Consider the following 13,639-nt stretch of genomic DNA (forward strand, 5'->3'; position numbering starts at 1 on the left):
CGGCGTCGCCGTGAGGCGTGCCGCCATCTCGAACTCCCCCTTTTCTAACGTTTACCGAGGTCTCGATGAGTACCCCCCAACTTCCCCGCCGGATCGCCGTCATCGGCACTGGCGTCATCGGTAATGGCTGGATTGCCCGCGCCCTGGCGGCCGGCTGTCGAGTCACCGCTTTCGACCCCGATCCGCAGGCGCCTGCGCGCACCCGCGCCTTCGTTGAGCGTGCCTGGCCGGCGCTTGAGCGTCTGGGCCTGGCCGAAGGTGCCGATCCCAGCGCGATCACCTTTGTCGACTCGCTGGCCGCCGCGGTCGAGGGTGCCGAGCTGATCCAGGAGAACGTGCCCGAGCGCCTCGAGATCAAGCACGCAACGCTGGCCGAGCTAGATGCGCTGGCCGCGCCGGAGGTGGTAATCGGCTCATCGACCTCCGGGATCAAGCCGAGCGATCTGCAGCGCGTCTGCAAGACTGCGCCGGGCCGCGTGATCGTGGCGCACCCGTTCAACCCGGTCTATCTGCTGCCGCTGGTGGAGCTGGTCGGCGGTGAGCACAGCGCCCCCGAGACGCTCGAACGCGCGCGCGGGCAGTATGCGGCGCTGGGCATGCGCCCGCTGGTGGTGCGGCGCGAGATCGAGGGTCATGTGGCGGATCGTCTGATGGAAGCGCTATGGCGTGAGGCGCTGCACCTGGTCAATGACGGCGTGGCGACTACCGAAGAGGTCGATGCCGCCGTGGTCTACGGCGCCGGTCTGCGCTGGTCGCTGATGGGGACTTTTCTGACGTTCCATCTCGCCGGTGGCGATGGCGGCATGCGCCACATGCTGCATCAGTTCGGCCCGGCGCTGAAGCTGCCGTGGACCAAACTGGAAGCGCCGGAGCTGACCGACGAGTTGATCGATCGTGTCGCCGATGGCTGTGAGTACCAGGCGGCCGGCCGCAGCGTCGCCGAGCTGGAGACGCGCCGAGACGCGTTCCTTACCGAGCTGCTCGAACTGACCCAGAAGTACTGGCCGGAAGCCGAAGGGCTCGACGGGCGGATTTGAACAAAGGAACGGATCTGATGACAGCAACGATGCTGACCACCGAGGTCGCCGAAGCGTGGGTCGATTACAACGGTCATATGAACGATGCCGAGTACGCTCGCGTCTTCTCGCTGGCGGTCGAGGCGCTGATGGATCGCCTCGGTCTCGACGAGGCGGGGCGCACCGCGCACGGCTACACGATCTACACCCTGGAGACGCATCTCTGCTATCGCCAGGAGGCGCATCGCGGCGAACAGCTCGACGTGACGTGCCTGCTCCTCGACAGCGATGCCAAGCGGCTGCATGTGCTCTTCACCCTGTGCAACGCTGCCGGCGAGGTGCTCGCGACCAGCGAGCAGATGCTGATGGGTATCGATGTCGAGAGCGGCCGGCCGGCGCCGTTTCCTGCCCCGGTCGTCACCGGTATCGAGGTGTTGCCTCGGGCCGGTGACGAGTGGCCTTCAGCGGCCGGTCGCCGGATCGGCATTCGGCGCTGAGGGGCCGTCAACTCGGAAGATTATCCGCTGCGGCCGCCAGCGGATGATCGACGACAACCCAATCGCCCCGCCGAACTCGGCGGGGCGATTGGGTTCTGACGCTTCAGCCCGGCTCAGGACGAGAGCGTCGCCCGGCGCTTGGCGCGCCATAGCATACGTAGCCGCGATCGGGCTTCGTCGCGCTCCAGATAGCAACCCTGGAGCCAGCGGCTGCCGCCCTGGCTGACGTCGAAGGCATCGCGGGCGTGCAGCAGGCGCCGGTTGTCGAAGATCACCATATCGCCCGGCGCATAGCTGAACCTAAGTGCGAATTCGGGCTCGCGCAGCAGCCGCTGCAGCGCCATCAGTGCCGCGTAGGCCGGCTCGATATCGTCGAACGGCGCCATCAGCGGTCCGCGCAGGAAGTCGGCGATGCGTACCTCATTGAAATCACCGTTGGCGTCCAGCTTGATCATCGGATCGAACCAGACATGGTCACTGGTACGCGAGGTATTGGCGTAGCACCAGTGTACGCGGGTGAGCGTCGCGAAATGCGTGGGGTGGCGTTCGCGCAGCGCAGCGGCCACGGCAAACCCGTCCATCATCACGGCGTCGCCGCCAACCGTGTCGTTCTCCAGGCAGTGAAGCAGTTGCAGGCCCGGCTGATACTCTCGTGTCGGCAGGTCGACGTGGGGTGGCAGCGCGATCGAGGTGTAGGCGTTGGAGTCCGGATCGGGCTTGGCGCGCACGTCGAACAGGTGGCCAAAATTGGTCGGTCGCGGCGGTCCGATCCGCCGCGCGATGTTATCGAGACTGCCGGGCTGGGTCGGGAGACCGCGCAGGCGGACCAGGCCGTCGCGGAAGAGCGTCTCCAGCGCCTGTTCCAGCAGCGGGTCGACATCGGCGACATCGCTCTCTTTGTCCATCCAGCCGGCGGCATCGAGCGTGGCGGGTTCCTGGCGATCAGCGCCATGCCAAATTTGGGGCGCGACCAGCGGTGCATCGTGAACGGGCGAGTTGTCGTAGTCGTGTGCGCGCAGCCAGCCGGGATGGAACGAGAGCGTGCGGTTCTCCGGTGCAAACGTCAGCGTCACTGCGCCGTTGGTCTCAAGTCGTGCGTCGGTCAGCGTCGGCCAGTCGGCGAGGCACGACAGGTCGAGGATTCGCTCGCGGGTCGCCGGGTTGACGGTCGTGTCGTCCGCGGCGTTCTCGCGCAGCCACACGCTGTGGTAGCGGCTGATGCGGCCATCCTGCCAGGTCAGCGTCAATTGATGCCGGTCATGACGCACGTCGGCGATGTCGACGTCGACCGGCCAGGCATCGTAGTCCGGCGTCGCGGGCAGGTCGGCCGCGTCGCGTTCGAGGCGGGCGGTGGAGGGGGCGTTCATGCGGAGCTCCTGGCTGACGGATATCGAAAAGGTGATGTCAGCGTGGCTCAAGCCCGAGCTGGAGATTTGATACCAATCGACGGATTGTTGCGTTTATTGGCCATCGATCGGTCGTGCCGACAGGCGGCGCGCGGCGCTAGGCGAGTGGCCGAAGTGCTGGCGATAGGCACGCGAGAAGCTGGAGGCGGAGGTAAAGCCGCAGCCGAGCCCGATGCTGAGCACGTCGCGGTCGGTCTCTTCTAGCAGGTGACGGGCGCGATCCAGGCGCAGTTCGAGATAATGATCGCGCGGACGCTTGCCCAGTTCCTGCAGGAAGAGACGCTGCAGCTGGCGCGGTGACAGGCCGATGCGTGCGGCCAGCGTGGCCATGCTGAGGGGCTGTTCGAGGTGTTGCTCCATCAGGGCGACGGCGTCGACCAGCGGGCGGTGGTGCGTGCCCAGGCGCCGCGTCAGTGGCAGGCGCTGCGGGTCCTGGCGTGGGCGAAGCCGAGCGTGGATAAGCTGTTCGGCTACATCGTCGGCCAGCGCCTGGCCATGGCGCTGGGCGATCAGGCTGAGCGTCATCTCCATGGCCGCGGCGCCGCCGGCACAGGTGAAGCGACGCGTGTCGATCTCGAACAGCGACTCGACCGCGTCCAGATCGGGAAAGCGTTCGCGAAAGGCGGGCAGACTTTCCCAGTGCAGTGTCAGACGGTGGCCGGCGAGCAGGCCGGCCTCGGCCAGCAGCAGCGGGCCGGTGTCGATACCGCCGAGGAGGCAACCGGCGCTTGCCTGACGATGAAGCCACTGCGTCAGCCGGCGCGAGAGCTCGCGGGGCGGTTCGAATCCGGCGCAGACCGCGACGGTGGGCAGGTTGGGGGCATCGGCCAGGCCGCAGTCGACCAGTAACGTCATGTCGTTACTGGCCGTGACCGGTTGCCCATCTACGCTGATCAAGGTCCAGCGATAGAGCGCCTGCCCTGCCAGCCGGTTGGCGATACGCAACGGCTCCACGGCGGAGAAGAACGCCATCATCGAGAAGCGCGGTACGAGCAGAAAACCCACGGGCTCCGGCAGCGGACTGGTGTAATCGACACGCATGTTTTGTCACCCCGGTTTTACAAAACAACACAATGATTTGTCTCGGAATTTTTCCGGTTTCATGCGCTCATAGTGACAAAAAAAGCACGCTGAAACACTTGGACTAAGGATCTCACACATGCAAACACCGGTACTCGCCTTTGACGTGTACGGGACGCTGGTCGATACGCAAGGCGTCACCGTCACGCTGAGCGCACGGATCGGCCAGGACGCGACGGCTTTCGCCGAGCGCTGGCGCGACAAACAGCTCGAATTCGCCTTTCGGCGCGGCCTGATGGGGGCGTATGCCGACTTCGCCCAGTGCAAGCGCGAGGCGCTCGATCTGGTCGACCAGGAGCGCGGCACGCGTTTCAGCGAGGATTTCAAGCAGAGCTTGATGGCCGCCTATCGCCGTCTGCCCGCCTTCGATGACGTGCCACAGGCGCTGGAGCGTATTCGCGCGCTCGGCGTGCGCTGCGTGGCCTTCTCCAACGGCAGTCGCCAGAGCGTCGAGATGCTGTTCGACAACGCCGGCCTGCGGGCCCTGTTCGACGATATCGTCAGTGTCGAGGAGGTCAGGCGCTTCAAGCCGGACGCGGTCGTCTACTCGCACCTGCGCCGGCGCACCCACAGCCGCCCCGACAATACCTGGCTTGTCTCCAGCAACCCCTTCGACATTATCGGCGCTCGCTATGCCGGTCTGCGCGCTGCCTGGATCCAGCGCAATCCCAAGCAGCCGTTCGAGCCCTGGGGCGACCCGCCCGACATGATGGCGCCAGACCTGGGAGCACTGGCCGAGCAGTTCCAGGTGCAATTGAAGCGCGAGGGACATCTGGCGGGCTAGGACGCAGGGTAAGCGGCCAAGCGTTCGGGTCTGGAGCTGGCGCGTTGAGGGCGTATCGGTCGCACGCTAACGGCGGCTACTTGTCGTTGCATGCGCTACGCTCAAGAGATGCGACGCTCACTACCCGCCGCGCCTAGCCGCCTTGGCAGCCGGGCGATCTGGCTTCTCTGTCTGCTGCTGGGGGCTTCTCTGGTCCTGGCGCAGGCCCCCTCTGCCCGGCAGGGGGTCGTGATGACCCTAGCGGACGCGATCAACCCGGCCACGCGAGACTATCTCGAACGTGGCCTTCGGCATGCCGAAGAGAGTGCGGCCGAGCTCGTCATCATCGAGCTCGACACGCCCGGCGGCCAGGTCGAGTCAATGCGTCGTCTCGGTCAGGCGATCCTTGCCGCCGACGTGCCGGTAGTCACCTGGGTGACGCCGGCCGGCGCCCGGGCCGCGAGCGCCGGCACCTACCTGCTCTATGCCAGTCACGTTGCCGCGATGACGCCCGGCACGCACCTCGGTTCGGCGACGCCGGTCTCCTTGACCGGTGACGATGGCGAAAGCGAGCAGGCCAACGCCGGTGCCATGCGGCGCAAGGTCGTCGAGGATGCGGTCGCGCAGATTCGCGGCTACGCCGAGCACCACGGCCGCAACGCGGCGTGGGCCGAAGAGGCGGTGCGCGAGGCCGCCAACCTGAGTGCCGAGGAGGCGCTATCACGCGACGTCATCGACCTGGTCGCCGCCGACCGTGATGACCTGCTCGGTCAGCTCGATGGGCGAACGGTGCAGATGGCGAGCGGTGAACGCCAGCTGTCGACGCAGGCGCTTTCCTTGACTCGCGAGCCGGCCGGCTGGCGTACCGCGCTGCTCTCGTTGATCGCCGATCCGGTCATCGCCTACGGCCTGCTGCTGATCGGCATCTATGGCCTGATCTTCGAGCTGGCCAGTCCCGGCACGCTGTTTCCCGGTGTCATCGGCGGGATCAGCCTGCTGCTCGGGCTGTTCGCGTTTCAGGTGCTGTCGATCGATCTCGCCGGGCTGGGGCTCGTGCTGCTGGGGTTGGCGATGATCGTCGGTGAAGCCTTCCTTCCCAGTTTCGGCGTGCTCGGCGTCGGTGGCATCGCCGCCTTCATTTTCGGTTCGATACTGCTGATGGACGAAGCCAACAGCGCGCTGGCCTGGCCACTGGTTGGCGGCACGGCGCTCGTCGCCGCGGGCTTTCTTTTGTGGTGCGTACTGCGACTGGTAAGTGTGCGCCGGCGCTTGCCCAAGACCGGGCGTGAAGAGATGGTCGGTGCCGAGGCGAGGGCGCTGGGTGACTTCCGCCACGGGCGTGGCAAGGTCATGCTGCATGGTGAGCGCTGGCAGGCCCGGGCTGTGGAAGTGGCTGGCAGTGGTGCACCGATCGTACCGGTGCAAGAGCTCGAGATACGCGATCGCCAGCGCCTGCGCGTGCTCGCCGTTCACGGGCTGACCGTCGATGTGGCGGTCTATGCCGAAACGGAGACGCTCGAGAGCGATTTGTCTCGTCGCGTTAACCCGCGAGTCGACGACGATACCGGCGGTTGAGCAGTGCGTCCGACGGCGGTGTGGACCGTCACGATGCGATGGCGCGGACCGTCGCGCTATAGAGGAGACGACCGATGTTGGCCTATCTGATTCCTGTCGTACTGCTGATCCTGCTGCTGGTGGCCTCGATCCGGATCCTGCCGGAGTATCGGCGTGGCGTGGTCTTCTTTCTCGGCCGCTTCCAGAGCGTCAAGGGGCCGGGACTCTTCTTCTTGATTCCGGTGGTACAGAAGATGGAGGTAGTCGATCTCCGGGTGATCACCATGGATGTGCCGGAGCAGGACGTCATCTCTCAGGACAACGTCACGGTGCGCGTCAATGCCGTGCTCTATTTTCGCGTGGTCGATCCGGAGCGGGCGATCATCCAGGTCGAGAATTTCGTCAATGCCACCAGCCAACTGGCTCAGACCACGCTGCGGTCGGTACTCGGCAAGCATGACCTCGACGAGATGCTTTCCGAACGCGACAAGCTGAATGACGATATTCAGGAGATCATCGACACCCAGACCGAGGTCTGGGGTATCAAGGTCGCCAACGTCGAGATCAAGCATGTCGACCTGGACGAGAGCATGATCCGGGCCATCGCCCGGCAGGCCGAGGCGGAGCGAGAGCGCCGGGCCAAGGTGATCCACGCCGAGGGCGAGATGCAGGCGTCCGAGAAGCTGCTCGAGGCGGCCAATGTGATGTCTGCCAACCCGGCGGCGCTGCAGCTGCGCTACCTGCAGACCATGAGCGACATGAGCAACAAGAACGCCTCGACCATCGTCTTTCCGCTGCCGCTGGACATCATGGAAGCGTTCAAGGCGATGCAGGGAATGGGCGGTAGGGGCGGCGACACGCACGATGGCCACCGCGACGAGCCGTCGGCAGGGCCTTCTGCGGGTGGTACCGGCGAAGACTAGCGTGGGGGCCGTCGCCAGTGGCCTTTGCTCGTGATGCCGCCGGGCGCTTTCGAGCCAATGCGGAATGTGTATGCTGAGGGTTTCCCGACGACACGATCCGGAGACCCCGCTTGGCCACCTCACCATCCGCCTCTTCTTCACCATCCGCGTCATCGTCTACCGCGAATCCGCCCTCGGCGCTCGCGATCTTCGATCTCGACGATACGCTGCTCGACGGCGACTGCACCCAGCTGTGGCTCGAGTGGATCATCGATTGCGGCTGGGTCGCCGACGGCGAGGCGCTGTTGGCGCAGATGCATGACCACGATCGCCAATATCACGCCGGCACGCTCGACATGACCGCGCATCTACGCTTTACCTTGGCGCCGCTCAAGGGGCGATCGCGCGATTCGGTGCGCACCCAGGTCGAAGCGTTCGTGTCACAGTCGGTGCGTCCGCGACTGATGGCTGGCGGCGTCGAGCGTCTGCAGCAGCATGCTCGCGATGGCCATGCCACGCTGGTGATCTCCGCCTCCATGCATCATCTGGTCGCGCCGATCGCGCGCGCCATCGGCGCCGACGGCGCGCTCGCGACGCTGCCTGAGTTCGACGCCGACGATCGCTTTACCGGCGAGCCCATCGGTATCCAGACCTATCAGCGCGGCAAGCTGGAGGCCTTCTCCGCCTGGCTGGACGCCCACGATACCGGTTTCGCGGCCGGCTGGGAGACCTGGGGCTACAGCGACTCCTTCAACGATCTGCCGCTGCTGGAGTTCGTCGACTATCCGCACGCGACCCAGCCTGACGCGCGCCTGCGCGAGACGGCCGACGCGCGCGGCTGGCCCATACTGCAGTGGCGCTGATGCAGAGGCAGTGGCGCTGAACGACGACCCCAGCCAGGGCCCGATCGAAAGGGGCAAAGCGCGTCGCTATCGACTCGATTGAAACAACTCATCTAGCGGGAGCGTTGCGTCCCGGCCGCCTCGCGGGTAATTTATCAACCTAGGTTTAACTTGATAACCGGGGCATATAAAAGTGCCGGTCGGTCAATCCATTCCGAGAGGCCTACGTGTCAGATATTCTCGCCGACTCCCGCCGTCACAGCGACGCCGCGCCCGACGCGCGCCGGCGCCGCTCGGCGCTGACACGGTTTCTGCCCTTCTTCGGCCCGGCACTGATCGCGGCGGTGGCCTATATCGATCCGGGCAACTTCGCGACCAATATCGAAGCCGGTTCCCGCTATGGCTATACGCTGCTCTGGGTCGTGCTGTGGGCCAATCTGATGGCGATGCTGATCCAGACGCTCTCCGTGCGCCTGGGGCTCGCCACCGGGCGCAATCTGGCCGAGATGATCCGTGACCGTTATCCGCGTCCGCTGGTCTGGTGCTACTGGGTGCAGGCGGAGCTGGTGGCGATCGCCACCGATCTGGCGGAATTTCTCGGCGCGGCGCTGGCGTTCAATCTGCTGTTTGGCCTATCGATGCTGGAAGGGGCGCTGCTGACCGGCGTTATCACCTATGCGGCGCTCTACATGCAGCGCTTCGGCTTCCGCCTGCTCGAGGTGATCATCGGCAGCATGCTGCTGGCGGTGGCGGCCGGTTTCGTGGTCCAGATCATCATGGGCGGGCCGGCGGCCGCACCGGCGCTGGAAGGCATGTTGCTACCGCAGTTCCCGGATGGTTATGCGGTCTTTCTGGCCGCAGGCATCCTCGGGGCCACGGTCATGCCCCATGTGATCTATCTGCACTCGTCGCTGTCGCAGCGGCGCATCCCCACCCGAACCGACGCCGAGCGTCAGCGTGCGATGCGCTACTACCGTTGGGACGTGATCATCGGCATGGGGATTGCGGGCATCATCAATCTGTCGATGCTGGCACTCGCGGCCGCGGTCTTCTTCGACAGCGGGTGGACCGGCGTGGCATCGATCGAACAGAGCTATCAGCTTCTTGCGCCGCTGATGGATCGCGATCTCGCCAGCACGCTGTTCGGTCTCACGCTTCTGCTGGCCGGGCTCTCCTCGTCGATCGTCGGCACGCTGGCCGGGCAGGTCGTGATGCAGGGCTTTGTCGGCTTCACCATCCCGATCTGGCTGCGTCGGCTGTTGACCATGCTGCCGGCCATCGTGGTGATCATGCTCGGGTTTCCCGAACAGCAGGTACTGGTCGCCAGCCAGGTGGTGCTGAGCTTTGGCATTCCCTTCGCGCTGATTCCGCTGATCCAGTTCACCGCGCAGCGCGGCATCATGGGCAATCTGACCAACCGGCGCGGGGTGACGCTGCTTGCCTGCGGCGCGGCGGCGATCATCATCCTGTTGAATGGTTATGTGTTGGCCTTCGAGTTGCTGTAGGCTCTGCTAGTCGTGGCACAATGGCCGGTTCCGGCCGCCGCGCCAACCAATAGCCCTTGATGAGAGCGCCATGTCTGTCACGCCAGGCCCACGTTATGCCCGCTTCGAGCGCACGCGTCTCGATCACCAGCAGGAGCTGGTGGAAGACTACGTGGAAGAGATTGCCCAGCTGCATCGCGATCACGGCGAAGCGCGCGCCAGCGATCTGGCCGAACGCTTCGGCGTCAGCGCCGCGGCCGTCTCCAAGGTCATCGCGCGGCTCAAGCGCGACGGTCTCGCCGAGGCCCGTCCCTATCGGGGCGTCTTCCTGACCGACAAGGGTCGCCATCTGGCCGAGAAGGTCGAGGCGAGACATCAGCTGGTGCTGTCCACGCTGGTCGCACTGGGCGTGCCGCCGCATGTGGCCGAAGCCGATTCCGAAGGTATCGAGCACCACTGCAGCGACGCCACGGTCGAGGCGATGAAGCGTTTTCTGGAGACGCAGAACTAGCCTCGGCGGATGATCCGCTGCGGATTCGATGGTAGACTCCGCGCCCTCGACACTGACTGAATCCCCGCGCGTCGGCCTTTTCGACGTGCTCACCTGGGCTGGCCACATGCAGCAAGCTGACCTCCGAACTACGCCACCCTAGCGGTTTGCCCCCCTTCGCGACGTGCGTCGTCGTCCCGATCGTCGTGGAGCGCTGGTCTTCGCGGCGATGATTCTCGTATCTTACGTTCAATTCGTCATGACCTGTCTCGCACCAAGCTGCGCGTCATCGGTGCCGTCCCTCTGCCGTCAGGCGAGTGCGTCGGCCGATCACGAGACGTGGCCCGCCACGATAGGCCGCCAAAGCAACAAGGGAACTCCCATGCTCGAGTCGATAAGACAACAATGGTTCTCCAACGTGCGTGCCGATGTGCTCGCCGGCGCCGTGGTCGCCATGGCGCTGATACCGGAGGCGATCGCTTTCTCGATCATCGCCGGTGTCGACCCCAAGGTGGGGCTCTACGCCTCCTTCTCGATGGCCGTGGTGATCGCCTTCGCCGGTGGCCGTCCGGGGATGATCTCTGCCGCGACCGGTGCCACGGCGCTGTTGATGACCACGCTGGTGCGTGATCACGGGCTGCAGTACCTGCTGGCGGCGGCGCTGCTGACCGGGGTACTGCAGATCGTGTTCGGCTATCTCAAGCTGGGCAATCTGATGCGCTTCGTCTCGCGTTCGGTGGTGACCGGCTTCGTCAATGCCCTGGCGATCCTGATCTTCATGGCCCAGCTGCCGGAGCTGACCGGAGTGACCTGGCACGTCTACGCGATGACGGCCGCCGGCCTCGGCATCATCTATCTGTTCCCCTATCTGCCGGTGATCGGCAAGGCGCTGCCATCGCCGTTGGTTTGCATCGTGGTGCTGACGGCGGTCTACATGCTCAGCGGCATGGACATCCGCGCGGTGGGCGACATGGGCGAGTTGCCGGATTCGCTGCCGGTCTTCCTGTGGCCGGATGTCCCGCTCAATCTCGAGACCCTGATGATCATCTTCCCCTACTCGCTGGCGATCGCCGTTGTCGGCCTGCTGGAGTCGATGATGACGGCGACGATCGTCGATGAGCTGACCGATACCGACAGCGACAAGAACCGCGAGTGCAAGGGACAAGGGCTGGCAAACTTCGTCTCGGGCCTGTTCGGCGGCATGGGCGGGTGCGCGATGATCGGCCAGTCGGTGATCAACGTGAAGTCCGGCGGCCGCACGCGCCTGTCGACCCTGGTGGCCGGCGTTTTCCTGCTGATTCTGGTGGTCTTCCTCGGCGACTGGGTATCGCAGATTCCGATGGCGGCGCTGGTGGCCGTGATGATCATGGTCTCGATCGGGACCTTCAGCTGGGAGTCGATCCGCAATCTGCGACGTCATCCGCTGTCGACCAACGTCGTCATGCTGGCCACCGTCGTCGTCGTGGTCACCACGCATAATCTGGCGATCGGCGTGCTGGTCGGTGTCCTGCTGGCCTCGCTGTTCTTCGCCAACAAGGTCGGTCAGATCCTCTACATCGGGAGTCGCATGGACGACGACGGCCGGACGCGAAACTATGCGGTCGTTGGGCAGGTGTTCTTTGCCTCCACGACCCGCTTCACCGCCGGCTTCGATTTCAAGGCCGCCGTCGAGCGCGTGGTCATCGATGTCTCCCGCGCGCACTTCTGGGATATTACCGCCGTCGAGGCGCTCGACAACGTGGTGATCAAGTTCCGTCGCGAGGGTACCGAAGTCGAGGTGGTCGGTCTGAATCAGGCCAGTGCCACGCTGGTGGACCGCTTCGCCGTCCATGACAAACCGGAGGCGGTCGAGAAACTGATGGGGCACTGAGCGGCCATCGGTCACGCCCCGGAGAGAGTGATCCGGGGCATTATCGCAGGGGGGACGCGTCGGCGCGCGATCACCGGCAGGCGTCACGATGAATCCAAGGAGAACGCCATGAGCGAACGTCAGGTACTGGCCTGTATCGATGACTCCCGGCATGCGCTGGCGGTCTGTGCCGCGTCGGCCTGGGCCGCACAGCGCCTCGGTGTACCGCTGGAGCTGATGCACGTGCTGAGCAAGGGGCAGTCGAGCGGGCCAGCGGACGCCAGCGGCCAGATCGGTCTCGGCAGCCGCGAGCATCTGCGCGAGCAGTTGACCGAGCTCGATGCGCAGCGGGCGAAGCTTTCGCAGCAACACGGTCGCGAGCTGCTGGCGGCGGCGCAGGCACAGGTCGAGCGCATCGCGCCGACGACGACAAGCACGATTGCCCTGCGTCATGGCGACCTGATCGAGTCGCTGGTCGAACGCGAGCCGCAGTCCCGACTGGTCGTGCTGGGCAAGCGCGGCGAGTCCGCCGACGAGGCACAGGGTCACCTCGGCAGCAATCTCGAGCGAGTCGTGCGCACGCTGCATACGCCGATTCTGGTCGTACCCGAGTCGTTCGCAGCGCCGACGCGGCTGATGCTGGCCTTCGACGGTAGCCGGACCACGCGCAAGGGCGTCGAAATGATTGCCGACAGTCCGCTGCTTAACGGTCTGGTCTGCCACGTGGTGATGGTCGGGGCGGGAACCGACGACCAGCGCGCCCAGCTTTCCTGGGCGCTGGAGACGCTACGCGAAGGCGGCGTCGAAGCGGAGGGGGAAATTCTCGCGGGTGACGTCGACGAACAGCTATCGGACTACGTCGATAGCCGGCGCATCGATCTGACGATCATGGGCGCCTATGGCCACTCGCGAATTCGCCATCTGCTTGTCGGCAGTACCACGACCGCGATGCTGCAACAGTCTCGTGCTGCGACGCTGATCCTGCGCTGACAGTCGGACGCGCCTTCGCCGTCGGCGGTGGGCGCGTGTCGTGCCCCGCTCGGTATGTCGTCATTCGCCGTATTGAATTCGCAACATCGGTCGCGCCTGGGGGTTACTCGTCGTCGCGCGGCGGCGGGGCGGGGCGATGGGCGAGGAAGCGAGAGAGCTTATCCGTCTGGCTTTCGCCGATCTGGCAGAGCTGCCAGGCGATATCGGCATACTGCATCAAGGTCGGCAGCATCAGCTGCAGCCGGTGGTGGTCGTGCTCGTGGCGCTTGGCCTCGTCGTCAAGCCACTCGAACAGCCGTGCCAGGCGCGTGTAGTTGACGTCGCCGCGCCCGCGGTTGCCGCGTAGCGCATCGATCGCCAGGCAGCGCATCACGCTACGCTTGTTGGGATCGAGGCTCTCCTTGTCGAGCAGTGCTTCGGTGTGGCGCACGAACTGCCCCATCAATTGCGACAGTTCCGCCGCCTCGAGCTGGTGGCGCACGGCCTGCTGACTGTCGGTGAGCGCTTGTTGCTGGCGCGAGAGCCCGCGAACCAGAATGACCAGCTGCACGCAGAGCCAGCCTGCCAGTACTAGCGCCAGCAGATAGAGCCCCAGGGGCGCCAGCGCCTCGGCAGGCAGCGGCCAGCTCAGGTCGCTGGCGAGAATCCCGCCGCCCGCCATGGCCAGCAGCAGGATCACGATCAGGGCGATGGAGACGCCGGATTTCATAGCCAAGTCCATTGCGAAGGCGTTAGCCGCCGATAGCGTGATCTATCGGCTTGCGCT

Annotated in this window: 13 protein-coding genes; 10 read left to right on the forward strand and 3 right to left on the reverse strand. The window is 65.3% G+C overall.

Features of this window, described 5'->3' with window-relative positions; translation table 11 throughout:
• The first annotated feature begins 65 nt into the window (after nt 1–65).
• Both MC381_RS11630 and MC381_RS11635 read left to right on the forward strand, forming a co-directional pair.
• Nucleotides 66–1,037, forward strand: coding sequence for a 3-hydroxyacyl-CoA dehydrogenase NAD-binding domain-containing protein (locus tag MC381_RS11630; RefSeq protein WP_251977910.1), 972 nt, complete (start codon nt 66–68; stop codon nt 1,035–1,037).
• Between the two features lie 17 nt (nt 1,038–1,054).
• Entirely contained in the window at nt 1,055–1,513 is a 459-nt protein-coding gene (locus MC381_RS11635) for a thioesterase family protein (RefSeq protein ID WP_251977911.1), read from the forward strand.
• Nucleotides 1,514–1,626: 113 nt separating this feature from the next.
• Here MC381_RS11635 and MC381_RS11640 read toward each other — a convergent pair whose 3' ends face one another.
• Together MC381_RS11640 and MC381_RS11645 are read right to left on the reverse strand one after the other, a co-directional pair.
• Nucleotides 1,627–2,880: a TauD/TfdA family dioxygenase gene (locus MC381_RS11640; protein ID WP_251977912.1), complete on the reverse strand. Its 1,254-nt coding sequence runs from the start codon at nt 2,878–2,880 to the stop codon at nt 1,627–1,629.
• A gap of 93 nt (nt 2,881–2,973) precedes the next feature.
• The gene (locus MC381_RS11645; RefSeq protein WP_251977913.1) at nt 2,974–3,960 is read right to left on the reverse strand and encodes a GlxA family transcriptional regulator; all 987 of its coding nucleotides are present in this window, start codon (nt 3,958–3,960) and stop codon (nt 2,974–2,976) included.
• Nucleotides 3,961–4,078: 118 nt separating this feature from the next.
• Here MC381_RS11645 and MC381_RS11650 point away from each other — a divergent pair, with 118 nt between their 5' ends.
• From MC381_RS11650 to MC381_RS11685, 8 genes are all read left to right on the forward strand, one after another.
• Nucleotides 4,079–4,783 (forward strand): haloacid dehalogenase type II, encoded by a 705-nt coding sequence (locus MC381_RS11650; protein WP_251977914.1) that lies wholly within the window; start codon nt 4,079–4,081, stop codon nt 4,781–4,783.
• A 90-nt stretch (nt 4,784–4,873) separates the two neighbouring features.
• Nucleotides 4,874–6,337: an NfeD family protein gene (locus tag MC381_RS11655; RefSeq protein WP_251977915.1), complete on the forward strand. Its 1,464-nt coding sequence runs from the start codon at nt 4,874–4,876 to the stop codon at nt 6,335–6,337.
• A 74-nt stretch (nt 6,338–6,411) separates the two neighbouring features.
• Nucleotides 6,412–7,239 carry a slipin family protein gene (locus MC381_RS11660; protein WP_251977916.1) on the forward strand — a complete coding sequence of 276 codons (828 nt, stop codon included), beginning with the start codon at nt 6,412–6,414 and terminating at the stop codon, nt 7,237–7,239.
• A 110-nt stretch (nt 7,240–7,349) separates the two neighbouring features.
• Nucleotides 7,350–8,081: an HAD family hydrolase gene (locus MC381_RS11665; RefSeq protein WP_251977917.1), complete on the forward strand. Its 732-nt coding sequence runs from the start codon at nt 7,350–7,352 to the stop codon at nt 8,079–8,081.
• 206 nt (nt 8,082–8,287) lie between these two features.
• On the forward strand, nt 8,288–9,565 hold the full coding sequence (locus MC381_RS11670) for an Nramp family divalent metal transporter (RefSeq protein WP_251977918.1): 1,278 nt from the start codon (nt 8,288–8,290) through the stop codon (nt 9,563–9,565).
• A gap of 70 nt (nt 9,566–9,635) precedes the next feature.
• Nucleotides 9,636–10,055, forward strand: coding sequence for a manganese-binding transcriptional regulator MntR (mntR, locus tag MC381_RS11675; protein ID WP_251977919.1), 420 nt, complete (start codon nt 9,636–9,638; stop codon nt 10,053–10,055).
• Between the two features lie 361 nt (nt 10,056–10,416).
• Nucleotides 10,417–11,904, forward strand: a complete 1,488-nt coding sequence (locus MC381_RS11680; protein ID WP_251977920.1) for a SulP family inorganic anion transporter — start codon at nt 10,417–10,419, stop codon at nt 11,902–11,904.
• Nucleotides 11,905–12,012: 108 nt separating this feature from the next.
• On the forward strand, nt 12,013–12,873 hold the full coding sequence (locus tag MC381_RS11685) for a universal stress protein (protein WP_251977921.1): 861 nt from the start codon (nt 12,013–12,015) through the stop codon (nt 12,871–12,873).
• A 103-nt stretch (nt 12,874–12,976) separates the two neighbouring features.
• Here the strand turns inward: MC381_RS11685 and MC381_RS11690 are convergent, their stop codons facing one another.
• Nucleotides 12,977–13,582, reverse strand: coding sequence for a hypothetical protein (locus MC381_RS11690; RefSeq protein WP_251977922.1), 606 nt, complete (start codon nt 13,580–13,582; stop codon nt 12,977–12,979).
• Nucleotides 13,583–13,639 lie beyond the last annotated feature (57 nt).

It is taken from the genome of Salinicola avicenniae (assembly GCF_023736115.1).
GTDB classification, from domain to species: Bacteria; Pseudomonadota; Gammaproteobacteria; order Pseudomonadales; family Halomonadaceae; genus Salinicola; species Salinicola avicenniae.